This is a genomic window from Halovalidus salilacus (assembly GCF_031852275.1).
Lineage (GTDB): Archaea > Halobacteriota > Halobacteria > Halobacteriales > Natrialbaceae > Halovalidus > Halovalidus salilacus.
The window spans coordinates 1,184,897-1,207,605 of the sequence record NZ_CP134700.1 but is presented as its reverse complement, the minus strand read 5'-3'; the positions used below and the strand labels follow the sequence as shown (position 1 = coordinate 1,207,605).

Genomic DNA, 22,709 nt, shown 5'->3' with positions numbered 1-22,709 from the left:
GACGACCGACCGACGAATCGCCCCCGCTGACGCCGCGCAATTCGAGAACTCCGCTCTCGTGCTTCCCTTCGGCCTCCCCCCGGGCCCGCCGCACTCGTCGATTCAGCGGTCGCTCGCCGACGGCGTGCGAGGTCCGAGAAACAGGTCACTCCCCGTACTCGAGTTTGTGCCTGAACGCCCGGTAGGCGTTCTCCCCCCGTTCGGTGAGGGTCACGACGCGTCGGCGACCGACCTTCTCGATCTCCACGTAGCCGTCGTCCTCGAGCGGACCGAGGACGTGCGTGTCGAGGACGCGGAACGCGCCCTTGTCCTCGCGGCCGGGGTACTCCTCCGGCGGGCGGCGGTCGGCCATGAACGAGAGTTCCCGATCTCGAGCGAACGCGATGAGGTCCTTCTTCTTCGGCGCCGCCGTCCGGTCGTCGTGAAAGCCCTCCCACGAGGCGGGGTCGGCGAGGAATCCCATGATGGCGACCTGGTCCGGCGTCGGCGACTCGATCGGGTACGTCGGAATCCGCGACATCTCGTCGAGGCCGTAGGAGAGCGGCTCCTCGATCCCGTCGTGGGCGTACTCCGCGGGTTCGACGTAGTAAGCGTGTGCGTCGGTCGAGACGTCCATGCAGGCGATCGTCGCACCGATGGCCGGGATCGTCCCCCCGCAGGAGACGTTGACGTAGACCTGATCGTCGCCGTGTTTCGCCGCGAGCGTCGTCACCTCGCCGAGGACGGCGTAGACGTCCGTGAGGTCGCACTCCCGGATGCGAACCTCGGGGACGACCGCCTCGAGGTCGGCGTGGAGGTCGTCGAAGTAGGTCGGCGTTTCGACGTCGCCGGAGGGATCCTCGAGCAGGTAGACCAGGTCCGCGCGCTGTCGTTCGACGGGTTCGAGGACCCGATCGTACTCGCAGCCGAGCGGAACGATGTGAACGCGCCTGACGACGTCCATACCTCGACAGGTGCGGCCGCGGAAATAACTCCTTCCATCCAATCGGTGCGCTGACGTGAACGCGAGGTCGATCGAACCCGTCGAATCGCTCCCGACCGGCCCCGGCGAAACGCTCAGGGTCTTCGCGCCGGTAGAGGGATGCGATGACGTCGTACGCGGCCATCTGTTTCGACCTCGACCGGACGATCTGCGAACCCACCAGGGAGACGGACTCGGTGCTCGAGGCGGCGTTCGCGCGGGCCGGGGTCGACCCGTTCTGTACGGCCGCGGAGATGCGTGCGGCCGTCCCCTCGCTTCCGACGGCCGAGACCGACCGCGAGTTCTTCGAACTCCTCTTCGCCGAACTCGCCGGCCGCACGGGCGTTGACCCCGCGCTCGCGCCGACGCTCGCCGAGTCCTACCTCGCGGAGCGCGATCCGACGGCGGTCAGGTTCCGCCCCGGGGCGGAGGCGGCCCTCGAGTACGCCCGCGAGCGCGCCCCCGTCGGACTGATCACCAACGGCGGGAGGGAGACGCAGACGCGGAAGCTCCGCGCGCTCGGCATCGAGGACACCTTCGACGCGGCGGTCTTCACCGAGCCGAGCGCCGGCATCTACCCGAAACCCGACCTGGCGCCGTTCGAGCACGCCCTCGGGACGCTCGGGGCGGATCCCCACGAGGCGATCCACGTGGGCGACTCCCTCCACGCGGACGTGGCCGGGGCGAACGCCGTGGGCATGGACTCCGCGTGGCTCTCGGCGATCGACGGCCCCGACGCGAGCGCGAGCGCCGATCACCGACCGACGTACGAACTCCCGTCGCTCGAGTCGTTCGAAACGATCGTCTGAGGGCGACGGGCGCGCGCCCGAGCGGAGAACGAGCCTGGTCCGGCCGGTTATCGCTTCGGCGGGAGCAGGTCCGTGTGAACCACGACGCGGTACTGATCGTTCGACGCGCGCTCGAGTCGCTTGAGCAGCGAGACGGCCCGCGGCGTGTTCTCGGGCAGTTCGAACGGGTCGTTCTCGAGTTCGTCCCGCTGTCGGCACACCTTCACGAACGAGGCGAGGACCTCGTAGGTGTCGGACGGAAGGTAGACGACGCCGATGTCGTCGTCCGCCTCGACCTGCGAGAGCCACGTCTCGAGCACGGGTTGCGCTCGCTGTCGGGGTTCGCGCATGCGGTCGGCCCAGGCGTCGGCGTCGAACGTCTCGTCGTCCAGGACGTCCTCGACCGCCTCCCGAAGTTCGGTCTCGCCCTCGCCGAGGTACGGCGCCTCGTCCTCGGCCTCGAGCAACTCCTGGAAGGCCTCGAGTTCGACCCTGGGAACGGCGACCGGGTAGGCGAACCCGTGGATGTCTCTCGGCAGCGTGTACGTTCGACCGTCCTCGCGGACGGTACTCGGCGACGACCGACCGAGCATCGTTTCGAGTATCCCCATAGTCGAACGAGGTGGCGAAAGCGGGATAAGTATTCCGCGCTCGACCGGCGAGAAACGGGGCCCTATCGCTACCAGGAATCGCCGAGGGCCGACTTCGCCCCGCCGTACCCGCCCGCGGTCGTCCACGTCCGCCCGCTCTCGGCGTGTTCGACCTCGATCGACCCCCCGCACTCGCCGCAGCGATACCGACCGGGGTTCTTCACCGGCTCCGACGCGCGGTGACGCGTCGCCCGCCACTCGCAATCCGACTCGAGACACCGGAGGACGTACCGCGGGTCGGCGAACGACTGACAGTGACGGGGCGCGTCGAGGCGCGCCGCCTGCTCCCGAAACCGAGGACCGTGGCCCGACTCGTCGAACCGCTGGTACTCCCACGCGTGGACGAGTTCGTGGCGGACGACGCCGGCGAACGTCTCCCAGTCGTACGCCCGGTAGGCGTGGCCCGTCAGGACGATGGTGGCCACCTCCCGCTTTCGGTTCCAGCGGCAGGCGCCCGCGCGCCGGCGCGCCCGCCACGAGACGTCCCACTCGACCCGATCGAGGTCCACCTCGAGGTCGGACTCCGCGAGCACCTCTCGGGCGTGGATCCTGGCCCGGGCGAGGATCTCGTCCTCGACGGTCAGCGCCTCCTCACCGGCGCTTCCGTTCCCCCGATCGCGGCCGTCCGCGCGGTCGCTCCCGCGCTCGGAGGTGCCGGTTCGGCGCCCGTCTCGATCGCTCGCGTCGCTCACGTCGCGGAGAACGAAGCGGGATTTCGAGATTCTTACGGTTCCGTTCCCGATCGGAACCCGCGACGCCGAAGCCGGTACGCAGAAGGAGAAGTCGAGTCAGGCCTCGAGGGCCAGTCCGGCGGCTCTCAGCGCCTCGTCGGCCGTGAGGTCGTCGTGGACGACGCCGGCGACGGCGGTCGCGATCGCCTCGGGGTCCTCGTGCTGGAAGATCGACCGGCCCATGGAGACGCCGGCGCCGCCGGCGTCCATCGCGCCGCGGACCATCTGGATCGTCTCGCGATCGGTGCCCCGCGAGCCGCCGGCGATGACGACCGGGAGCCGGGTCGACTCGCAGACGTGTTCGAAGCTCTCGGCGTCGCCGCTGTAGCCGGTCTTGACGACGTCGGCGCCCAGTTCCTCGGCGAGGCGGACGGCGTGGCCGAGCGCCTCGGGATCCTCGGGATCGACGTCGGGGCCGCGGGCGTAGGCCATCGCGAGCACGGGCATGCCGAAGCGGTTCGCCTCGGCGGTGACCTCCGCGAGCTGGGTGATCTGGTCCGGTTCGTGGTTCGAGCCGACGTTGATGTGGAAGGAGACGGCGTCGGCGCCGGCCCGGATCGCCTCCTCGACGGTGCCGGTCAGGCGCTTGTCGTTCGAGTCCGGGCCGATGGAGGTGGAGGCGTTGAGGTGGACGATGTAGCCACGTCCGTTCTTGTTCTCGTGGACGCGCGGGGCGATCCCCTTCTGGGTGAGCACGGCGTCCGCGCCGCCGCGGGTCACCGCGTCGATGGTCGATTCGATGTCCTTGAGACCCGTCACCGGGCCGAGTGTGATTCCGTGGTCCATCGGGACGATGACGAACCTCCCGTCCGTCCCGATGCGCTCGAGTCGTGCGTCGATGCCTGTTGTGCTCATTGTGTGTCCGTAGCAAGCTTCCGGTTATGGCTGTTCTGGTTCCGGTACGTTTGCCCCCTCCTCGTCGTCCGTCGGAGCGGCCGTCGCGTCGGAGTCCTCACCGGCGCCGCGCAGGGCGCCCCGCTTGAGTTCCCGGGCCTTGGCCTCGAGGTCCGCCGTGGGGGTGTCGCTCTCCGCGATGTTCTGGAACTCCGTCGCAGCGCCTGCTGAGCCGTGCTCAGCGATGATGTCGATGAGGGCGCTGCCGACGATGACGCCGTCGGCGCCCGCCTCGACGATCTCGGCGGCGTGGTCGCCCTCGCTGACGCCGAAGCCGACCGCCTTCGGCACGTCGTAGGCGGAGAGGCGCTCGAGGCTCTCGTGGGTCGCGCTCGAGACGTCCCCGCGGGCGCCGGTCGTCCCGAGGCGCGCCTGGACGTAGGCGAAGCCCGACACCTGCGACATGATCGTCTCGAGGCGCTCGCCCGCGGTCGTCGGCGCGACGATGAAGATGAGGTCCAGTCCGTGGTCGTCGCAGGCGTCCCGGAGGGGGTCGGCCTCCTCCGCCGGCAAATCTGGGACGATGATCCCCGAGAGGCCCGCCTCGGCCGCCCGCTCGACGAACGGCCGTACGTCCGGCTCGTCTCGAGGTTCCACCGCTCGACTGTCAGCGGAACGCGGTTCCACGCTTGTACCGTACTGGAGCACCATGTTGTAGTACGTCATCACCAGCAGCGGCGCCTCCGTCTCGAGGTCGTCGACCATCTCGAAGAATCCCTCTGGGGTGGTCCCGGCCTCGAGCGCGCGGTTGATCGCCGCCTGGATCGTCGGCCCCTCCGCGATCGGTTCGGAGAAGGGGAGGCCGAGTTCGATCAGGTCCGCGCCGCCGCGGTCGAGCGCCTCGACGTACGCCTTCGTCTCCTCGAGCGAGGGGTCGCCCGCGGTGACGTAGGTGATGAGCGCGGGGTGGTTCTCGCGGATGGCGGCCTCGATGTCGCTCTCGCGAGTACCGTCGGTCACGAGTCGAACACCTCCACCTCGGGCGCGGCCTCGAGGTCCCGCTTTTCGGTCTCCTCGAGCACGGTCTCCAGGTCCTTGTCGCCGCGGCCGGAGACGTTGACGACGACGAGGTCGCCGAGGTTCTCGTAGGCTTCCTCTACGTACCCCAGGGCGTGCGAGGACTCGAGCGCGGGGATGATCCCCTCGAGGCGCGAGAGTCGGTGGAAGGCGTTCAGCGCGGCCTCGTCGTCGACGCTAACGGGAGTCACCCGACCCGTCTCCACGAGGTGGGAGAGTTCCGGCCCGACGCCGGCGTAGTCGAGCCCCGCGCTCACGCTGTGGGACTCGACGATCTGGCCGTCCCCGCTCTGGAGGAGTTTGGTCATCGCGCCGTGGAGTACGCCGTCGGTGCCGGTCGACAGTGTGGCAGAGTTGGGCGCGACGCCGGCCTCCTCGTCGATCTCGAGGCTCGAGCCGCCGGCCTCGACGGCGTACAACCCCACGTCCTCGTCGTCGACGAAGGCGTGGAACGCCCCCATCGTGTTCGAGCCGCCGCCGGCGCAGGCGACGACGCTGTCGGGGAGTCGGCCGGCCCGCTCCAGCACCTGCTCGCGGGCCTCCTCGCTGATCACGGACTGAAAGTCCCGGACCATCGTGGGGAACGGGTGTGGACCCACCACGGAGCCGATCACGTAGTGGGTCGTCTCGACGGTCGTCGCCCAGTCGCGCAGCGTCTCGTTGATCGCCTCCTTGAGCGTGCCGCTGCCAGCCTCGACCGGGTTCACCTCGGCCCCGTTCATCCGCATGCGGTAGACGTTGGGTCGCTGGCGGTTCACGTCCGTCCGACCCATGTAGATCTCGCAGGGCATATCCAGGTGGGCCGCGGCCATCGCGGTCGCCGTCCCGTGCTGGCCGGCGCCGGTCTCGGCGACGATCCGCTCCTTGCCCATGTACTTCGCGAGCAGCACCTGGCCGAGGGCGTTGTTCAGCTTGTGCGCCCCGCCGTGGACGAGGTCCTCGCGCTTCAGGTAGATTTCTCGGTCGTACCGCTCGCTCAGTCGATCCGCCCGCTGCAGGGGCGTCGGCCGGCCACCGAACTCCCGCATCCGCTCGCGGAACTCGTCCATAAAGCCGTCCTCGTTCTCGAGGACGTACCGCTCGTACGCGTCCTCGAGTTCCTCGAGTGCCGGCATCAGCGCCTCGGGGACGTACTGGCCGCCGTAGCGGCCGAACGAACCGTCGCGCCGGTCTCGCCCGCCGCCGCCTCCGGGTTCTTCCTCGTCGCTGCGCGCGCGTTCGCTCTCACTCATCGTCGGTCACCTCCGCTCGCGTCAGTCGCCGCGTGTTCTCGCTCACGTCGCTCTCACGTCCGTGGTCCATGATGGCACTGCCGACCAATAAGGCGTCCGCACCGGCAGCGCGCATCCGTCGGACGTCCTCGGACGTCGAGATGCCGCTCTCGGCGATCAACGTTACGTCCTCGGGCGCTTCGGGCGCGACATCCTCGAACGTACCGAGGTCGACCTCGAGCCTCGCCAGATCGCGGTTGTTCACCCCCACGATGTCGGCCCCGGCCTCGAGCGCCGCATCGAGTTCCTCCGAATCGTGGACCTCGACCAGGGGCTGGAAGCCCCGGTCGCGCGCGGCCGTAACGAGTCCCTCGAGGTCCTCGACGAACCGGGCGATCAGCAACAGGAGGTCGGCATCGACGACGTCCATCTGCTCCTCGCGGAGGACGAAGTCCTTCCGAAGGACCGGGACGTCGACGGCCTCGCGGACGCGCTCGAGGGCCTCCGGCGACCCGCCGAAGTGCTCGGGTTCGGTCAGCACCGAGATCGCCGCCGCGCCGCCGTCGACCATCGCTCGCGCCAGTTCGACGGGGTCGTCCGCTCGCGTCCCGTCGGCCGTCGGACTCGTCGGTTTCACTTCCGCGATCACCGGCACCCGACCGTCGGCTTCGGCCGCCGCCAGCGCGTCGGGGAACGATCGGGCCTCGATCGAGACGCGATCGCCGCCCGACCGCTCCCGCGCGGCCTCGAGGATGGACCTGACCGCGGGGGCGACCTCTGTTTCGGAGTTCATTGTTGTACATCGACGTACTCATATGTACAAAAGGCTTGCGCCCTCGTCGCGCGACTGGCGAATATTCAAGTCCACACCGACCAACCGGGACGTATGGAGGACGTCACGGACGCCGGCATCTACGCGCGCGAGTCTCCCTACCTCGAGCGGTACGTGCAACTCGGCGTCGCGAGCGGCCGGGCCCTGAGCGTCTCGTTCCCCGAGGTGCCCGACGAGGAGGCCGAAACGGCGGAGAGCCACCCGATCCTCGACCGCATCTTCGAGTACCTGGACGGCCTCGAGGAGGTCGACTTCGACGACGTCCAGGTGGCGCTCACCGTCCCGACCGACCAGCGGGCCGTCCTCGAGCAGGTGCGAACGATCCCCTACGGCGAGCAGACCGACGTCTCGACGCTCGCCGCCACGACGCCCGACCTGGATCCCGAGGACGACGACGATATCATCCTCGTGCGGACGGCGCTGGACGGGAATCCCGCGCCGCTACTCATCCCCGACCACCGCGTTCGCGACGGCCCGAGCGCGGCGCCGCCGCAGATCGAGCAGAAGTTGCGCTCGATCGAGGAACTGTAAGCGTTCTCACCCCCGTTTTCGCACGGTCGACCGTCCGGTCGAGCGACCGCGACCGCGACGTCGGTCGTAGTGATCAGGACAGTCCGACGCCGGTCGAAAACCCCATCACGTCGGCCAGCGCCCGACGTTTCAACAACGCGAATCCGAGCGCCACCAGGGCGAACCCGGCGATCGCGGACGCTCCAATGGTCTCGCCGAGGACGAAGACGCCCACCGCCGTCGCCACCACCGGGACGAGGTACGCGACGAGCGACGCCTCGAACGCGCCGCGCACCTCGAGGATGGTGAAGTAGATGAAGAACGCGATCGCCGTCGAGAAGACTCCCAAATAGAGGACCGCGCCGATCGCCGTCGGCTCGAGGGCGTCGACGGACGGGAGTTCGCTGCGGCCGAGGCTGACCGCGTGGAGGACGAGCGAGCCCACGAGCATCGACCACCCCGTCAACGGGATTCGATCGAGAGTCGGCCCCGCCCGCTGGATGACGACGCCCCCGAGCGAGACGAAGATCACCTGCACGACGATCAGGAGTTTCCCGAGGGTGTCGCCCGCCGCGAGGTTGGACGGATCGGGCGTGACGACGAGGCCGATCCCGAGGAAGCCGACGATCACCCCGACCGCGCCGAGTCCGGAGAGGCGGTCGCCGAGCAACAGCAGCGCCCACAGCGCGGTCGCGATGGGGACGAGCGCCTGCAGGATCGCGGCGACGCCGCTCGGGACGGTCTGCTGGCCGAGAAAGAGGAAGCCGTTCCCGCCGATCAGGAAGACGCCGCCGCCGACGACGGCCACCCGATCGTTCCGGGCCGACGGGATCCAGTCGTCGACCCTGAACGCGGCGTAGGCCAGTAACAGAACGGCCGCCACGTCGTATCGAAACGCGGCGAACAGCAGGGGCGGGAGGTACTCGAGGCCGACCGAGATCGCCGGGAACGAGAGCCCCCACAGCACCGCGAGCAGCAGGAAGAGGGAGACGTCGAGCGTTCGAGACACGGCGGATCGTTCGGTCGATCCGAGGATATCCCTGACGGTTCCGGAAGTTCGCGTTCGGTCTCGGCCCGCCGGCGGATCGCGATCCGACTCCCCGTCTACTCGGCGTACCAGACCGAGTAGAAGTAGAGCCCGACGCCGGCGAAGACGGCGAGGGAGGCGAGGCTGTCGAAGACCGACTGGCCCGTCGCGATCCACGCGAACTGCAACACGCCGCCGACGACGAAGGAAGCACCGCCGGCGGCGAGCGGCGACCGTTCGCCGGCCGTCCGACGCAGGATCACGACGCCGAACCCGATCGCGATCAGGCCGAAGAGGACGTTCGCGACCAGAAAGGCCACGTCGTCGCCGGTGACGACCGCGAATCCCAGGACGACGAAGTAGCTGACCACGCCCGAGACGATCACCCGGTGGGCCCACGACGGGAGCGCGTCGGATCCGGTCAGGCCCGGACGGCCGCCCCGTTCGGATTCGCTTCGACTCACGTCCTCATCCTCGTCGGCCGATCCCTTAGGAGTGCCCCTCGAGCGGGCCCGCCCAGTCGAGGCCGATCCCCTCGTGGACGACGAACTCGAGGGCGTTGATCAGGTAGTGGGCGACGACCACGACGAGGAAACTCCCCGTGAGGACGAACGCCGCCGCGAGGACGAACCCGAGCGCTCCCGTGACGACGACCCCGACGGACCCCTGCACGCCGTGGCCGAAGGCGAACGCCACCGAGGAGACGACCGCGAGGAGCCACGGCGAGAGGTCGAATCCGGCCGAGAGGACGCCGATCAGCGCCGCTCGGAAGAGCAGTTCTTCGAACACCGCGATGATCGGGAGGACGCAACACAGGAGCACCAGCCAGGCGCCGGCGGAGTCGGGGGCGAGCAGTTCCCGGAGTTCCTCCTCGTGATCGAAGCCGACCCGCGTCGCCCCCGCCGCGGCGACTTCGTTCGCGACGTAGAGGACCAGCCCCAGCGCGGCGCCGAGCGCCAGACCCGACAGCACGTACTCGCGGGAGAACTCGAGGCCGAACGCCGACGGCGGAATCTCGGCGTAGACGGCCGCCCCGAGCAACACGCCGGCGAACAGCCCCTGCGAGAGGGCGACGTTCGCGAGCAACGCGCCGGTCGACAGGTCGCGCGGGTTCGACTCGGACCGAGGCCGTGAGTCGGTCCCCGAACGATCTGGGTCTTCTGCACGTGCAGTCGCGGTTCCGTCGGCCGGCCGATTCGACGTCGGACCGCGCACGCCGTTCCGGTCCCGCCCGTCACTTCTGAACGGGTCGTCGTCGGGCGAGTCGCCCTCGGCCGAGTCGTCGGGCGAGTCGCCCTCGGCCGAGTCGTCGGGCGAGTCGCCCTCGGCCGAGTCGTCGGTTCTCGAGGTGTCGGATCGGTTCGGGGAGTCGTCAGGGGCGGTCGTCGACGATTCGGACGCGGATTCCGGGGTCGAGTCGTCGGTATCGACGTCGCTCTCGGAAAACGCCGTCTGGGTGAGGTGCGAAAGAACGAGCAGCGAGAGGAGGACGACGACGGAGAGTCCGGCGAACGTCCCCCACGCCGGCATGTCTCTACTGCGGGCTCGGGTTCGACCCGCTGCCGCGGGCGACCTGCCCCTCGAACGCCGAGCCGGTGATCGACTTGAGTCGGTCGAGCAGCGAGTCCTTCTCGGGTTCGCCGATGAGGGCGACCTCGAGGACGTCGCTGATGTTCGAACAGGGGATGATCTCGATCTGCTCTTTGTACTCGTCCTCGATCATCACGTCCTGTTCGTTCGTCGCCGGGATGATGACCCTGTCACAGCCGGCCTTCGCGGCGGCCTCGATCTTGTGGGTGACGCCGCCGACCGGGAGGACGTCCCCGCGCACGGAGAGCGAACCGGTCATCGCGACCGACTGGTCGACGGGGATGTTCTCGAGGGCGGAGATGACGGCGGTCGCCACCGTGATGGAGGCGGAGTCGCCGTCGACGCCCTGCTGGCCGGCCTGGACGAACTGGATGTGGATGTCCTTCTCCGAGAGGTCGACGTCGGAGAACTTCTTGATGATCGCCGAGACGTTCTGTACGGATTCCTCGGCCATCTCCTTGAGCTGGCCGGTGGCGATCACCTGCCCGCCGCCCTGGGCGGGGGCGATCTCGGCCATGACCGGGAGCATGATTCCCGAGTCCTGGCCCATCACGGCGAGCCCGTTGACGCGGCCGACGACGCCGCCTTCCGCGACCTGGAGCTCGTAGTCCTTGCGGCGGTCGATGTAGTCGTCCGCGAGCTGCTGTTCGATCGACCGGGAGCGCTCCTTGGCCTGCAGGACGTGCTCGCGCTCGGTGAACTCCGTGTCCTCCGCGCGGGCGATGTCGCCCGCGACCCGGACCAGCCCGCCCAGGTTACGGAAGTGGAGCGTGAGGTGCTCCTTTCGGCCCGCGCGCCGCTTGGCCTCGAGGAGGACCTCCTCGACGGCGTCGCGCGTGAAGTGGGGGAGGCGACCGTCGCGTTCGACCTCCTGGGCCACGAACCGGGTGTACTTCCGGCGCATCTCGGGGGTGTCCTCGATGGTGTCGTCCATGTAGACCTCGTACCCGTAGCCCTTGATTCGGCTGCGGAGCGCGGGGTGCATGTTCTCCATCGCGTCGAGGTTCCCCGCGGCGATCATGATGAAGTCGCAGGGGACGGGTTCGGTCTGGACCATCGCGCCCGAGGAGCGCTCGGACTGGCCGGTGATGGCGAACTCGCCCTCCTGGATGGCCGTCATCAGCTTCTGCTGGGTGCGGATGTCGAGCGTGTTGATCTCGTCGACGAACAGCACGCCCTTGTTGGACTTGTGGATCGAGCCGGGTTCGACGCGGTCGTGGCTGGGCGTCTCCATGCCGCCGGACTGGAACGGGTCGTGGCGGACGTCGCCCAGCAGCGCGCCGGCGTGGGCGCCGGTGGCGTCCTCGAACGGCGCGGTGCGTTGATCGCCGTTGTTGACGATCATGTTGGGCACCATCGCGTCGGAGCCGCGGGAGGTGTAGCGGAAGAATAACCAAACGACGACCGCCGCGATCACGCCGAGCAGGATGTCGCCGCTGATGATGGCGTACCCTGCGACGATCGCGATGATGATCCACATCAGGATCGACCGCATCTGGTTTCGCTTTCGGGCCTCCTCCTTGTGGGCCTCGATGATCTGTTCGCCCTTGCCGGCGGGGACCGTCCGGACCTTCGGCGCGTTGCCGTCGTCCGGGTTGTGGTAGACGAGGACGTCCTGGAGGTCCTCCTTCGGGAGGAGCTGGCTCATCGCCTTCGCCAGCATGGACTTTCCTGTCCCCGGCGAGCCGATCATCATCACGTGTCGGCGCTGCTTGGCCGCCTTGATGATGATGTCCCGGGCCTCGTCCTGGCCGATCACCTGATCGACCAGGCGGTCGGGGACCTCGATGTCCTCGGTCGAGTCGATCTTGAGGCCGCCGAGCAGGTCGTTCTCGGCGTTCTCCTCGTCGATCTCCACGCCCGGATCGACGTCGACCTCGCTCCCGAGGTCATCGACGGTTTCGATGTCGTCCTCGCCGTCCTCCTCGGTGACGTCCGGACGGCCGGAGTCGAACCCGTCGTCTTCGGGGAGCGGGTCCGGCTCCGCGTCGCCGTCGGAGCCGGACGAGTCTTCACCCGTCGGAGGCGTTTGCTCTTCGACTGTCGTCTCCGACGGCGAGTCGGACGTCTCGAGACCGTCGTCGACGTCGGTCCGGTCACCGCCCTCCTCGATCGGCGACCGTTCTCCCTGCCGCGGCGCCGACTCGTCGTCGGTGGCGTCCGCGTCTTTGGGAGGGTCGTCAACGTTCGTTTCGTTGCTCATAGAACTCTGTTCAGTACCTGTTCCGAAGGGTTTGCGACTGATATACTTTCTCCATGCGGCGGACGGCGGCAACGGCAGAAATCACACGATACAGCCCTCGAGAGGGGTGGCGTCGGAACTCGAGAACCGGGCCCGAGACGTCGCGACGCCGTCGGTTCGCGGTCCCGAAAACGGGGGCCCCCCACACCACCGTTCGTCGGCGCTCCTGCCGAGGAAACTCGCCACGTTTAACCAGCGCGCAATGAAACCTACGCGTATGATCCGGGGCTTTTATATCGGACGGTTCCAGCCGTTTCACAACGGCCACTACAACATGGTCGAGCGGATCGCCGAGGACGTCGACGAACTCGTCCTCGGCATCGGGAGCGCGGGCGACTCCCACTCCACGCGCAACCCGTTCACCGCGGGCGAGCGGATCATGATGATCACCAAGTCGATGGTCGACTTCGACCTCGTCACCTACGTCGTTCCGATCGAGGACCTGGAACGCAACTCCGTGTGGGTCAGCCACGTCCAGAGCATGAGCCCCGACTTCGACATCGCCTACTCGAACAACCCCCTCGTGATCCAGCTCTTCCGGGAGGCCGGCGTCGAGATCCGCCAGTCGCCGATGTTCAACCGGGACGTCCTCGAGGGGTCGGAGGTGCGCGAGCGGATGATCGACGGCGGCGACTGGCAGTCGCTCGTGCCGAGCCCCGTCGCCGAGGTGATCGAGGAGATTCAGGGCATCGAGCGCATCCAGATGGTGAACGATAGCGATTCGAACGGCGTCTGACCCGAGCGAGAGAGCCCCGACACGAAAACACCGATGATCACGCTCACGTCCGACTTCGGCACGCCGTACCCGGCGGCGATGAAAGGAGTGATCCTGCGGCGAACCGACGCGCGACTGGTCGACGTCGGGCACGACTTCCCCCGGCAGGACGTCCGAACGGCGGCCTTCTGGCTCCGGGAGGTCCTCCCCTACTTCCCGCCCGCGACCCACCTCGTCGTCGTCGACCCCGGCGTCGGGACCGACCGCAACGCCCTGGTCCTCCGCGCGGGCGACCACGCGCTCGTCGGTCCGGACAACGGCGTCCTGCTCCCCGCGGCCCGCGAACTCGCCGACGGTGCGCCGCTCGAGGCGTACGCCGTCGACGACGCGGACGCGGCGAGCAGCACCTTCCACGGCCGGGACGTCTTCGCCCCCGCCGCGGCCGCGGTTCACGACGCTGACCTCGAGGACCTCGCCTCGCTCGAGCGGCTCTCGACCGTCGAGGAGTACGTCGACCTCGCGCTCCCCGAGGCGGTGATCGACGACGGCGAGGAGAGCGTGCGAGCGACCGGCGAAGTCCTGGTGGTGGACGACTTCGGGAACGTCGTCACGAACGTCCCCGGCGACGCGCTCGAGGGGCCGGACGCGGTCGTCGCGAACGGCGAACGCGTCCCGGTCGGCGAGACGTTCGCGTCGGTGCCGCCGGGCGAACGGCTGGCCACCGTCGGCAGTCACGGCTACGTCGAACTCGACGTCAATCGGGGGCGGGGAGACGACGCGTTCGGCCTCGAACCGGGGGACTCGGTCGTCCTCGAGTTCGACCGGTGACCGGCGTCGACGCGCTCCGTCCGGGTCAGTCCGTGGACTCCCGGCGCCACCGCGGCTCGATGACGATTTCGCCGTCGGGCCTGATCGTGACCTGGCAACCGGCGTAGGTGAGCGTCACCTCGCAGCGGGGCGAGTCCGCTTCCTGCAGGGCCGTCTCCGCCCCCGCCGGCCCCGACCGCGTCTCGGACCACTCGGCGAAGAGGGCGTCCAGCGCGTCGGGATCGACGGCCGTCGACAGCGACTCGAGGGTATCCGGTTCCATCCCCTTCACCGACGCGACGCCCACGACCAGCGCCGTGCTGACGGGGTCGTACGCCGCCCCGTCGGACCAGACGTGGTACGTTCCGGCCGATTCGTCGTAGTAGATCGCGTGCCCCGCGGCGTCGTCCACGCGCGTCAGCCGTTCGGCCGGCGGTTCTCCCTCCATGGCTAGTACTATCCAACATGTTACATCATTTAACCGTGGTGGCCGATCGATCGACTGCGGATCGACCGACTGCGAACGCGAAGACCGACTGCGTCGACTGCGGATCAACGCGATAACGGACGCGAACGCCGACTCGCGGCGGCGAGAGAAGGTGGGGGATTCGAAACCGCAGCGGGAGCGAACGCCGCCTGTTACTTACGGTACGCGCGCGGCGTCCGCCGAGTCGTCGATGCTGACCACCGGGGGACGCTGGTCGTCCGGCGTCACTCGGCGGCGATGACGTCGTCGATGCGGACGATCATCGTCGCCGCCTCGGTCGCGCTCTCGACGGCCTCGCGCTTGACGTCGGCCGGGTCGATGACGCCGTACTCGAGCGGATCGTCGATGGTGACCTCCTCGCCGTTCGTGATGAGGCCGGCCCGACCCTCGGACTCGTGGGCGGCGCGAAGGTCGACGAGGGCGTCGATGGGGTCCTGGCCGGTGTTGGCGGCGAGCGTGCGCGGGACGATGTCGAGGGCGTCGGCGAAGGCGGTGACCGCGAGTTGCTTGCGGCCCTCGATGCCGGCGGCCTCCGAGCGGATCTTGTCCGCGATGGCGATCTCGGTCGCGCCGGCGCCCGGGACGACCTCGCCGGATTCGAGCGCGGTCGAGACGACGTCCAGCGCGTCGCCGATCGTGCGCTCGAGTTCGCTCACGACGTGCTCGGTGCCGCCGCGGACGAAGACGGTGACGGCCTCGGCGGCCGCGCCGCCCTCGACGAACGCGAGGTCGTCGTCGCCGAAGTTCTCGGAGCGGATGCGGTCGGCGTGGCCGAAGTCGTCCTCCTCGAGGTCGTCGACGGCGCCGACGCGGCTGGCGCCGGTCGCGGTGGCGATCTTGCGGGCGTCCTTGTTCCCGAGGTCCTCGAACGCGAGGATGCCCTCCTTGGCGAGGCGGCCGGCGACGCGGTCGTCGATATCGTCGGTCGTAAACAGGACGTCGACGCCGCTGTCGACGATCGCCTGGGCGTATCCCGCCAGTTCGTTCTCCTCGGCGTCGATCGCGGCGTTGAGCTGGTCGATCGAGTCGATGGTGTACTCGGCGTCGACCTCGGCGGTGCGGACGCCGAGTTCGACGTCGAGGATGGCGATCGAGGCGTCCTCGACCGCCGCGGGCATCTCGTCGTGGGCCGGCTCCTCGTCGATGACGATGCCGGGGACGAGTTCGGTCGCGTTGGAGGAGGCGCCCACCTGCGTGTGGACGGCCACGTTGTCGCGCTCGACGCCGTCGTCACCCTCGACGTGGCGGATCGCCTCGACGACCGTCTCGGCGAGCGACTCGGCCGTGAGGCCGCCGGTTCCCTTGCCGGTCATGCTGGACGCGGCGACCTGTCGGAGGACGTCGTCGTCGACGTCGGCTTCGCTGACCATCTCGTCGATGGCCTCGAGCGCGATGCGGGCGGCCTCGTGGTACCCCTCGACGATGGTCGTCGCGTGGACGTCCTGGTTGAGGAGGTCCTCGGCTTCCCCGAGGAGGTTCCCCGCGAGGACGGCCGCGGTCGTCGTCCCGTCGCCGACCTCCTCCTCCTGGGAGTCGGCGACCTCGACGATCATCTGGGCCGCGGGGTGCTCGATGTCCATCTCGTTGAGGATGGTCGCGCCGTCGTTCGTGATGACGACGTCGCCGCTCGAGCCGACGAGCATCTTGTCCATGCCGCGGGGCCCGAGCGTCGTGCGTACCGACTCGGCCACGGCCTTCCCGGCCATGATGTTCGACGACTGCGCGTCACGACCCTGCGTTCGCTGGCTGTCCTCGCTGAGAATGAACAGGGGCTGTCCGCCCATGCGTCGCTGTTGTGCCATAGTTGAATCCTCAGTAAAGGTATCGTTAGCACTTCTATATAAACGTTTCTCTAGCACCGCGCCTCCCTCTGGCGATTGCCGGCGTTCGCGGTTCCCGCGCGGGAAGCCGGTAGGGAAATATGGACCGCGCGAAAAGGGGAGACCGGGATGCTGGAGCTGGAACACGGGTTTCGCGTCGTCGACGTCTACGCGCGACTGTCCCCCGACGAGGACGTCGGGACGTGGGGACGGGCGATCACGCCCGACCGACTCGAGCGGGAGATGCACCAGGCGGGAATCACCAAGGCCGTCGTCTTTCCGCCCTCGACGCCGGGGACGAGCTACGTCGCCGCCAACAACGGCGTCGCGAGACGGAGCGTCGACCGCCCCTTCGTCGCGTTCGCGCGCATCAACGGGTCGCAAACGGCGGGACGGGCCCCGACCGGTCGCCTCCGGAACGTCGTCTCGAGCCGCAAGCCACACCACACCTCCCCCGAGGACGTCGAACGATACGCCTACGACGATCGATTTCACGGCTTCGTCCTCGATCCCGGCGCGGACGGCTACCCCGACGACGACGTGCTCGCCGTCCTCGAAGCGGTCGACCTCCCCCTGATCGTCCGCGGGGGACCCGACGCGCCGCCCTCCGCGATCGCTGAGCGGTTGCTCGGACGGGCGTTCCCCGTCGTCGTCGCTCACTTCGGCGGCTACCCCCTCGACCGCGACCGCGCGAACGAGATGATCGACCTGCTCGAGGCGTACGACGACTGCTACCTCGAGACGAGTTTCGTCCGCTACCGCGACCAGCTCGAGCGCGCGCTGCTCGAACACCCCGACCGCGTCCTGTTCGGCAGCGGGGCCCCCGCCTGCCACCCGGACGTCGCGGTCATGGAGATCCTCACGCTCGACGTCTCGGAGGACAAACTCTGGCGGGCGTTCTCCAAGAACGCCTGCCGCGTGATCGACGCCCTGGCGCCGAACGCCGAACTCGGGCGCTGAAACGGTTTTCGTCGTTCCGCTCCCGCTCGAGTCGGACTCGACCGCCGGTCGGTCCGTCGATCGAAACGGTAAGAACGATCGACGTGATCCACACTCGCATGGAATCAGTTGGCACGGGACTGGTCGGTATCGACTGGCACGATCACCGCGCGGACGTCGTCCTCTCGCGGGCCGAGAAGCGCAACGCCATGAACGAGGACCTGATGAACGACCTCGTCGAGGCTTTCCGAACCGTCGACGGGACCGAGGACGTGAGAGCGGTCACCCTCCTCGGCGACGGCCCCGTCTTCTGCGCCGGCATGGACCTCGAGATGATGCGCGAGCGCGTCGAACCCGACGCCGATATCGACCGTGACCTCTTCCCGGAGGTCCTGTTCGCCATCGAGGAGGCCCGCCAACCCGTCGTCGCCGGGATCAAGCGAGCGGCCCCCGCGGGCGCGTTCGAACTCACCCTCCCCTGCGACTTCCGTATCCTCGGGAGCGAGGCCAAGTACGGCCTCCTCGAGGTCGCCCTCGGCACCTTCCCCCACGGCGGCGGCACCCAGCGGCTCCCCCGACTGGTCGGCCTCTCCAAGGCCAAGGAGATCGTCCTCACCGGCGAGTTCGTCGACCCCGGGGAGGCCGAACGGATCGGCCTCGTCCACGAGGTTTGCGACGACGATGCGGTCGACGATCGCGCCCGCGCGTTCGCGGACGACCTCGCCGAGAACGCCCCCCTCGGCCTCGAGTACGGCAAACGGGCGCTGAACGCCGCCTTCGATATTCCCCTCGAGCGAGGACTCGCCTACGAGCGATCCCTCGGGCACGAACTCGACCACACCCGCGACTACCGGGAGGGGTTCGAAGCCCGACTCGAGGGTCGCGAACCCGAGTTTACGGGGGAGTAACGGCTGCGTTCGGATCGCACGCCGTCGGCGGCGATACGGTCCGGTGCCAGCCCACTCACCCGAGAGGATCGCCACCGCTCGAACCGGACAAATAGATACCGTACCTCCAATTTAGAAAGACATATGTGGCCAACATGAAATAGTACTAACTGAAATGGGGGAGGGGGACGAATCGTCCGAGTTTGCTTCGGGGGACGGCCCGCCCCGCGAGGCGACCCAGTCGGAAGTCGAGGAGGCGATCGAGGAACTCGAGGACGAGGACCGAGTCGTCGTCGGGTCGTGATCGGAATCGGGGGAAACGGATTCGGGGTGCGTGACGAGATTGGAGACGGGAACCGAGCGCGGTGCGCGGACGATCCGAGCGCGCCGGCAGCCGGGTCAGGATCGTCTGTCGTAGACGCGAACGGCCCGGTCGTGACGCACCGAGACGCCGTTCGGGTTTCGATGGGGGGATCGGTCCAGGTACCGCGCGAGGACGCCGTCGCGGAATCCGCCGGCCGCGTTCTTCGCGACCTCGAGGCCGTCGCCGAACCAGGTCGTCGGCCGACGGTCGCCCGCGGCGACCGCTCGCGCGCCGTGGACGGCGTCGCGAAGGGCGCTTCCCATCGTCCGGGCGAGCACCGTCGGCCTGGGACCGTAGTTCTTGGTGAGGCGGTAGGTGAGCGACCGGTACGACTCTCCCCACTCCCGGTCGGCCCGGCCGCCGTCGGTTCCCACCGCGGGCGTGACGGCCATCCGTCCGTCCCAGATGACGTCGAATCCGAGTTCGGCCGCGCGGTGGGCGCAGTCGCGGTCGCCGTCGACGGTCAGGTACTCGTCGAAGCCGTCGAGGGCCTCGAGGACGGGCCGGGCGAAGACGACGTTGTTCCCGTGGAAGTGGGTGACCGTCCTGCCGGCGACGCGGGTCGGAGACGCCTGATCGTCGCCTCCGGCGTTCCCGCTCGCGACCGGACCGGTGACGACGTCCGCGCCGTCGGCGATGCCGACCTCGACCGCGTCGTACCAGGTGGGTTCGACGGTGTACGTGTCCCCGACGAAGGCGACCGCGTCCCCCGAACTCGCCTCGAGTCCGGCGTTTCGCGAGACGTTCTCGTTTCGCTCGGAGATCTCGACGAGGACGTCGACGTCCTCGCGTTCCCGAACGACGCCGGTCGTCCCGTCGGTCGACGGGCCGTTGACGACGATCACCTCCGTCGACGGCGGCGTCCGCTCGCGAAGCGCGTCGAGACACGACAGCAACCGCTCCCGGTCGTTGAGCGTCGAGACGATCACCGAGAGCTCCATCGTGAGTTCCTAGACTCACCCCGACGTAAAAATAGGGTCGGATTCGACCCGACGCGTGCGGATACGCAGGACCCCTCGACCGCGGCCCGTCACCGCACCCGCGTGTTCCAGTACGAGACCGACGCGAAGTGGTCGACGACCGGCAACTCGCCGACGGCCGTGTCGGCCGCTCGAAGGGGTGACGCCAGCCCGTTCGGGATGGACCGGTAGAGGCCGTACGGCAGGAGGAAGTCGTCTTCGACGTCCTCCAGCGTCAGGTCGGTCTTCGCCAGCAACACGGCGACTTCGCTCTTCGAGTACAGCCGCGACCCCATCGGGAGCGCCCAGTTGTAGATGCTGCGGGCGCTGAACCGATTGAACGTGTCGAAGACGATCTGATCGCGGGAGACGCGGCGCATCTCGCGCAAGAACGCCTCCGGATCGTCCGCGAGGTGGAAAAACCGCATCGCGATGACCGTGTCGAAGTGATCGTCGGGAAACGGCAGCCGACCCGCGTCGCCCCGGAGGAACTCGAGGTGGTCGGCCACGTCGGCGCGTTTGGCCTTCGCTCGTCCCTGTTGTAACATCGCCGCCGAAATGTCGAGTCCGACCACGTCCGCGCCGCGCTCGGCGAGCATGACGGTGAACCGCCCGGTACCACAGGCGATCTCGAGTACGTCCTTGTCCTCGAGCGGCCCGACCGCGTCGAGGACGGCTTCCTTCTCCCGGCGGTCGATCAATCGTCCGCCGCGAGAGAAGCGCTTATCGTCGTACTCTGCGGCGACGTCGTCGGCCTGGTACCACTCCTGTCCTTTCACACTGGAGGAAACTACAGGTGTGATGGGATAAAACGATACTGGACTCGACCGAACCGAAGCCGCGCCGGTGTGGACGATCGGGACTCGCCGTTCGACGGAAGTTCGCCGGTCACTCCCCGGAAAATCGCTAGCCTGCGACGGGATCAAGGCATCGAATTAATATAGCACATATACGCCTTATACAAATTGGATTATTCGTATCCCCATATGGGGAAGCTTTACCATCACCTCACTCGCCTTCGAGAGTATGAGCATGAGTACCGCTGACGACCGTGCCACCGCCGCCGAGGAGACCCTCTCCGAGGACGAATACCGCGACCGACTCCGCGAGCTCCCTCCGAGTGCGAAACTCGTCGCGAAGGTCCTCGAGTCCGACTCGCCGCTCTCCCAGGGGCAACTGGCCGACGAATCCCTGCTTCCCGACCGCACCGTCCGTTACGCGCTCAACCGACTCGAGGACGTCGGCCTCGTCGGCTCACGGTACAGCTTCCGCGACGCGAGAAAGCAGGTGTACTTCCTGAACCGCTGACCGGCTCGAAACGTCGATTCGGGTTCGTCGGACCGTCCCCGGTTTTCGGATTCGGTCGCCCTCTCCCTTCTCCCGTCCCCTCGTTCGTCTCCTTTCGACTTCCGCCTCCCCTGTTCGTCCCCCTTCGACTTCCGTCTCCCCTGTTCGTCCCCCTTCGACATCCGTCCCCTCGCCACCGTACCCCCTCCGCGACCCCGGTACGTCGGCCCCCGCGTCGACGAGACGCACGTTTTACACGCTCGATCCGCCAGGTACCGATATGGACACGGAATCGGAGTCGGAACCGACGCTCGAGGTCACCAGCAGTTCCGTTCCCGTCGACACGCGCGCGCCCGGTGGACGGACGAACGCCTACGTCTGTGGGTCAGAACCCGCGCTGCTGGTCGATCCGGCCGGTCGGACCGACGAACTCGATCGGCTGGTGGACGGCCGCGGCGTCGAGCACGTCCTCGTCACGCACACGCACCCCGATCACGTCGGCGCGGTCGCGGAGTACGCCGCCGAAACCGACGCGACGGTCTGGGCGCGGCGGAGTCACGCCGACCGATTTCGGGCGGCGACGGGGATCGATCCCCACCTAACGTTCGCGTCGGGAACGACAATCTCCCTCGGCGGCGGCGCCGTTCGACTCGTCGACGCGCCGGGACACGCGCCCGATCACGTGGCCGTCGTCCTCGAGTCTGCCGCCGCCGACGAGCGGGACGGACGCCCGATCGGCACGGGTCCGATCCTCTGTGGCGACTGCGCGGTCCGCGACGGGAGCGTCGTCGTCGGCGCGCCCGAGGGAGATATGCGCGCGTACGTGAGCACCCTCCGACGGCTGTGGGCGTCGAATCCCGCACGACTGCTCCCCGGCCACGGCCCGGAGATCGATTCCCCGCGGGCGACCCTCGAGCGCCTCCTCGAGCACCGACTCGAGCGCGAACGCCGAGTCCGAAAGGCGGTCGAGGCGGGCGCACAAACCCTGGACGACGTGCTCGAGGCGGCGTACGAGAAGGACTTCACCGGCGTCCGGGACCTCGCTCGCGCGACGGTCGAGGCCCACCTCGAGAAACTCGCCGTCGAGGGCCGCCTCGAGTGGGACGGCGAGCGCGCGAGGCCGTCGGTCGAGTCGCGCAGCGACTGACTTTTCCCCGCGCGGACGTACGAGGAGGTGTGCAATCTCTCGAGGCGGAACTCGAGCGGGCCCGCGACCTCGACGTCGGCGAGCTGGCCGACGCCATCGAGTCGATCGGCTTCGAGTGCACCCGCTGTGGCGCCTGCTGTACGGCCCACGAGGCGGGACACGGAGCCGAGCCCGATCCCGACGAGGGACGCGAGGAACACACCGCGACCGTCTTCCCCGACGAGGTACGCACCCTGCAGGAGGCGACCGACCGCGACTGGCGCGACGTCGCTCGCCCGATGCCCTACGGGCTGACCGAGGGCGAGAACGGACTCGAGGGGGAGACCTTCGAGTGGGCCCTCCGGACCGACCCCTGCGGCGACTGCGTCTTCTACGAGGTGGAGGGCGGCGTCGGCGCCTGCACCGTCCACGAAGATCGCCCGCTGATCTGTCGGACCTACCCCTTCAGCGTGGCGCTCGAGGGGACCAGCCAGCCGATGGGCGAGGCGGTCGACGAGGACGGCATCGTCCGCGCCCACGAGTGCGAGGGGCTGGGCCGAGACATATCGCGCGAGGACGCCGAAGATCTGGCGCGGACGCTGAAGGAGCGTGCGGTGCGAGAACTCGAGGAGGCGATCGGCGTGCGGGACGAGTACGAACCGGCTCGCGTGGAATCGAACTCCGGGGAAGTCGTCGTGCACGACTCGGAGGGTGCGAAAGGGGTCGACGGGCGGCCGCTCGAGTAGGTTCTACCTCACGCATACGGCGCGCGAAGCGCGCCGTTTCACCGCGCGAGCGGAGCGAGCGCGGCCTTTTTTCGTCCAGGTTTTTGGCCGGGTTCGAACGCGTCGACGACGCGCGAGGA

Annotated in this window: 25 protein-coding genes; 10 read left to right on the top strand and 15 right to left on the bottom strand. The window is 68.6% G+C overall.

Translation table 11 applies throughout. From position 1 onward, the window contains the following. Positions 1-145: 145 nt before the first annotated feature. On the bottom strand, positions 146-943 hold the full coding sequence (locus RJT68_RS05975; protein WP_407039459.1) for an HFX_2341 family transcriptional regulator domain-containing protein: 798 nt from the start codon (positions 941-943) through the stop codon (positions 146-148). Between the two features lie 143 nt (positions 944-1,086). Here RJT68_RS05975 and RJT68_RS05970 point away from each other — a divergent pair, with 143 nt between their 5' ends. Continuing rightward, positions 1,087-1,770 (top strand): HAD family hydrolase, encoded by a 684-nt coding sequence (locus RJT68_RS05970; RefSeq protein WP_407039458.1) that lies wholly within the window; start codon positions 1,087-1,089, stop codon positions 1,768-1,770. Between the two features lie 47 nt (positions 1,771-1,817). Here the strand turns inward: RJT68_RS05970 and RJT68_RS05965 are convergent, their stop codons facing one another. The 6 genes from RJT68_RS05965 to trpC all read right to left on the bottom strand — a co-directional run bounded on the left by RJT68_RS05965 (position 1,818) and on the right by trpC (position 7,045). Next, entirely contained in the window at positions 1,818-2,360 is a 543-nt protein-coding gene (locus RJT68_RS05965) for a hypothetical protein (RefSeq protein WP_407039457.1), read from the bottom strand. A gap of 68 nt (positions 2,361-2,428) precedes the next feature. After that, positions 2,429-2,983 (bottom strand): SprT-like domain-containing protein, encoded by a 555-nt coding sequence (locus RJT68_RS05960; RefSeq protein WP_407040329.1) that lies wholly within the window; start codon positions 2,981-2,983, stop codon positions 2,429-2,431. 204 nt (positions 2,984-3,187) lie between these two features. Further along, positions 3,188-3,985, bottom strand: a complete 798-nt coding sequence (locus RJT68_RS05955) for a 2-amino-3,7-dideoxy-D-threo-hept-6-ulosonate synthase (RefSeq protein WP_407039456.1) — start codon at positions 3,983-3,985, stop codon at positions 3,188-3,190. 24 nt (positions 3,986-4,009) lie between these two features. Further along, positions 4,010-4,984, bottom strand: a complete 975-nt coding sequence (gene trpA / locus RJT68_RS05950) for a tryptophan synthase subunit alpha (protein ID WP_407039455.1) — start codon at positions 4,982-4,984, stop codon at positions 4,010-4,012. Further along, positions 4,981-6,273: a tryptophan synthase subunit beta gene (trpB, locus tag RJT68_RS05945; protein ID WP_407039454.1), complete on the bottom strand. Its 1,293-nt coding sequence runs from the start codon at positions 6,271-6,273 to the stop codon at positions 4,981-4,983. Before trpB ends, trpA begins: the two co-directional genes overlap by 4 nt. Further along, positions 6,266-7,045, bottom strand: a complete 780-nt coding sequence (gene trpC / locus RJT68_RS05940) for an indole-3-glycerol phosphate synthase (RefSeq protein WP_407039453.1) — start codon at positions 7,043-7,045, stop codon at positions 6,266-6,268. Before trpC ends, trpB begins: the two co-directional genes overlap by 8 nt. A 93-nt stretch (positions 7,046-7,138) precedes the next feature. Here trpC and RJT68_RS05935 point away from each other — a divergent pair, with 93 nt between their 5' ends. Then, positions 7,139-7,615: a methylated-DNA--[protein]-cysteine S-methyltransferase gene (locus tag RJT68_RS05935; RefSeq protein WP_407039452.1), complete on the top strand. Its 477-nt coding sequence runs from the start codon at positions 7,139-7,141 to the stop codon at positions 7,613-7,615. A gap of 73 nt (positions 7,616-7,688) precedes the next feature. On the opposite strand, the gene RJT68_RS05930 is transcribed toward RJT68_RS05935, so the two are convergent. The 4 genes from RJT68_RS05930 to lonB form a co-directional block, all read right to left on the bottom strand. Next, positions 7,689-8,603: a DMT family transporter gene (locus RJT68_RS05930; RefSeq protein ID WP_407039451.1), complete on the bottom strand. Its 915-nt coding sequence runs from the start codon at positions 8,601-8,603 to the stop codon at positions 7,689-7,691. Between the two features lie 95 nt (positions 8,604-8,698). Next, a complete protein-coding gene (locus RJT68_RS05925; RefSeq protein ID WP_407039450.1) occupies positions 8,699-9,085 on the bottom strand; it encodes a hypothetical protein in 387 nt (128 codons plus the stop codon). 25 nt (positions 9,086-9,110) lie between these two features. Beyond that, the gene (locus RJT68_RS05920; protein WP_407039449.1) at positions 9,111-10,151 is read right to left on the bottom strand and encodes a CPBP family intramembrane glutamic endopeptidase; all 1,041 of its coding nucleotides are present in this window, start codon (positions 10,149-10,151) and stop codon (positions 9,111-9,113) included. Positions 10,152-10,155: 4 nt separating this feature from the next. Next, positions 10,156-12,414 (bottom strand): ATP-dependent protease LonB, encoded by a 2,259-nt coding sequence (gene lonB, locus RJT68_RS05915; protein WP_407039448.1) that lies wholly within the window; start codon positions 12,412-12,414, stop codon positions 10,156-10,158. Between the two features lie 256 nt (positions 12,415-12,670). Here lonB and RJT68_RS05910 point away from each other — a divergent pair, with 256 nt between their 5' ends. After that, on the top strand, positions 12,671-13,189 hold the full coding sequence (locus tag RJT68_RS05910) for a nicotinamide-nucleotide adenylyltransferase (protein WP_407039447.1): 519 nt from the start codon (positions 12,671-12,673) through the stop codon (positions 13,187-13,189). A gap of 33 nt (positions 13,190-13,222) precedes the next feature. After that, complete coding sequence (locus RJT68_RS05905; RefSeq protein ID WP_407039446.1) at positions 13,223-13,996, top strand: SAM hydrolase/SAM-dependent halogenase family protein; 774 nt, start codon at positions 13,223-13,225, stop codon at positions 13,994-13,996. Positions 13,997-14,021: 25 nt separating this feature from the next. Here RJT68_RS05905 and RJT68_RS05900 read toward each other — a convergent pair whose 3' ends face one another. Further along, positions 14,022-14,423 (bottom strand): HalOD1 output domain-containing protein, encoded by a 402-nt coding sequence (locus RJT68_RS05900; RefSeq protein ID WP_407039445.1) that lies wholly within the window; start codon positions 14,421-14,423, stop codon positions 14,022-14,024. A 263-nt stretch (positions 14,424-14,686) separates the two neighbouring features. Further along, positions 14,687-16,246, bottom strand: a complete 1,560-nt coding sequence (gene thsA / locus RJT68_RS05895; RefSeq protein WP_407040328.1) for a thermosome subunit alpha — start codon at positions 16,244-16,246, stop codon at positions 14,687-14,689. 165 nt (positions 16,247-16,411) lie between these two features. Between thsA and RJT68_RS05890 the strand changes: the two genes are divergently transcribed. The 3 genes from RJT68_RS05890 to RJT68_RS05880 all read left to right on the top strand — a co-directional run bounded on the left by RJT68_RS05890 (position 16,412) and on the right by RJT68_RS05880 (position 18,412). After that, positions 16,412-17,242, top strand: a complete 831-nt coding sequence (locus tag RJT68_RS05890) for an amidohydrolase family protein (RefSeq protein WP_407039444.1) — start codon at positions 16,412-16,414, stop codon at positions 17,240-17,242. 98 nt (positions 17,243-17,340) lie between these two features. Beyond that, entirely contained in the window at positions 17,341-18,129 is a 789-nt protein-coding gene (locus tag RJT68_RS05885; RefSeq protein ID WP_407039443.1) for an enoyl-CoA hydratase/isomerase family protein, read from the top strand. 154 nt (positions 18,130-18,283) lie between these two features. Beyond that, positions 18,284-18,412: a hypothetical protein gene (locus RJT68_RS05880; protein WP_407039442.1), complete on the top strand. Its 129-nt coding sequence runs from the start codon at positions 18,284-18,286 to the stop codon at positions 18,410-18,412. A 95-nt stretch (positions 18,413-18,507) separates the two neighbouring features. On the opposite strand, the gene RJT68_RS05875 is transcribed toward RJT68_RS05880, so the two are convergent. Continuing rightward, positions 18,508-19,413 carry a glycosyltransferase family 2 protein gene (locus RJT68_RS05875; RefSeq protein WP_407039441.1) on the bottom strand — a complete coding sequence of 302 codons (906 nt, stop codon included), beginning with the start codon at positions 19,411-19,413 and terminating at the stop codon, positions 18,508-18,510. A gap of 89 nt (positions 19,414-19,502) precedes the next feature. Then, positions 19,503-20,210, bottom strand: a complete 708-nt coding sequence (locus RJT68_RS05870) for a class I SAM-dependent methyltransferase (RefSeq protein ID WP_407039440.1) — start codon at positions 20,208-20,210, stop codon at positions 19,503-19,505. A 247-nt stretch (positions 20,211-20,457) separates the two neighbouring features. Between RJT68_RS05870 and RJT68_RS05865 the strand changes: the two genes are divergently transcribed. The 3 genes from RJT68_RS05865 (at position 20,458) to RJT68_RS05855 (ending at position 22,590) form a co-directional block, all read left to right on the top strand. Then, positions 20,458-20,739 (top strand): winged helix-turn-helix transcriptional regulator, encoded by a 282-nt coding sequence (locus RJT68_RS05865; protein WP_407039439.1) that lies wholly within the window; start codon positions 20,458-20,460, stop codon positions 20,737-20,739. A gap of 259 nt (positions 20,740-20,998) precedes the next feature. Beyond that, complete coding sequence (locus RJT68_RS05860) at positions 20,999-21,865, top strand: MBL fold metallo-hydrolase (RefSeq protein WP_407039438.1); 867 nt, start codon at positions 20,999-21,001, stop codon at positions 21,863-21,865. A gap of 29 nt (positions 21,866-21,894) precedes the next feature. Then, positions 21,895-22,590: a YkgJ family cysteine cluster protein gene (locus tag RJT68_RS05855; protein WP_407039437.1), complete on the top strand. Its 696-nt coding sequence runs from the start codon at positions 21,895-21,897 to the stop codon at positions 22,588-22,590. Positions 22,591-22,709 lie beyond the last annotated feature (119 nt).

Excerpts from the sequence above, each read along its gene's own strand:
- RJT68_RS05975 (WP_407039459.1), bottom strand. The coding sequence starts at position 943 with ATGGACGTCGTCAGGCGCGTTCACATCGTTCCGCTCGGCTGCGAGTAC.
- RJT68_RS05970 (WP_407039458.1), top strand. The coding sequence starts at position 1,087 with ATGACGTCGTACGCGGCCATCTGTTTCGACCTCGACCGGACGATCTGC.
- RJT68_RS05965 (WP_407039457.1), bottom strand. The coding sequence starts at position 2,360 with ATGGGGATACTCGAAACGATGCTCGGTCGGTCGTCGCCGAGTACCGTC.
- RJT68_RS05955 (WP_407039456.1), bottom strand. The coding sequence starts at position 3,985 with ATGAGCACAACAGGCATCGACGCACGACTCGAGCGCATCGGGACGGAC.
- trpB (WP_407039454.1), bottom strand. The coding sequence starts at position 6,273 with ATGAGTGAGAGCGAACGCGCGCGCAGCGACGAGGAAGAACCCGGAGGC.
- trpC (WP_407039453.1), bottom strand. The coding sequence starts at position 7,045 with ATGAACTCCGAAACAGAGGTCGCCCCCGCGGTCAGGTCCATCCTCGAG.
- RJT68_RS05935 (WP_407039452.1), top strand. The coding sequence starts at position 7,139 with ATGGAGGACGTCACGGACGCCGGCATCTACGCGCGCGAGTCTCCCTAC.
- RJT68_RS05920 (WP_407039449.1), bottom strand. The coding sequence starts at position 10,151 with ATGCCGGCGTGGGGGACGTTCGCCGGACTCTCCGTCGTCGTCCTCCTC.
- lonB (WP_407039448.1), bottom strand. The coding sequence starts at position 12,414 with ATGAGCAACGAAACGAACGTTGACGACCCTCCCAAAGACGCGGACGCC.
- RJT68_RS05910 (WP_407039447.1), top strand. The coding sequence starts at position 12,671 with ATGATCCGGGGCTTTTATATCGGACGGTTCCAGCCGTTTCACAACGGC.
- RJT68_RS05905 (WP_407039446.1), top strand. The coding sequence starts at position 13,223 with ATGATCACGCTCACGTCCGACTTCGGCACGCCGTACCCGGCGGCGATG.
- RJT68_RS05900 (WP_407039445.1), bottom strand. The coding sequence starts at position 14,423 with ATGGAGGGAGAACCGCCGGCCGAACGGCTGACGCGCGTGGACGACGCC.
- thsA (WP_407040328.1), bottom strand. The coding sequence starts at position 16,246 with ATGGGCGGACAGCCCCTGTTCATTCTCAGCGAGGACAGCCAGCGAACG.
- RJT68_RS05890 (WP_407039444.1), top strand. The coding sequence starts at position 16,412 with ATGCTGGAGCTGGAACACGGGTTTCGCGTCGTCGACGTCTACGCGCGA.
- RJT68_RS05885 (WP_407039443.1), top strand. The coding sequence starts at position 17,341 with ATGGAATCAGTTGGCACGGGACTGGTCGGTATCGACTGGCACGATCAC.
- RJT68_RS05880 (WP_407039442.1), top strand. The coding sequence starts at position 18,284 with ATGGGGGAGGGGGACGAATCGTCCGAGTTTGCTTCGGGGGACGGCCCG.
- RJT68_RS05875 (WP_407039441.1), bottom strand. The coding sequence starts at position 19,413 with ATGGAGCTCTCGGTGATCGTCTCGACGCTCAACGACCGGGAGCGGTTG.
- RJT68_RS05865 (WP_407039439.1), top strand. The coding sequence starts at position 20,458 with ATGAGCATGAGTACCGCTGACGACCGTGCCACCGCCGCCGAGGAGACC.
- RJT68_RS05860 (WP_407039438.1), top strand. The coding sequence starts at position 20,999 with ATGGACACGGAATCGGAGTCGGAACCGACGCTCGAGGTCACCAGCAGT.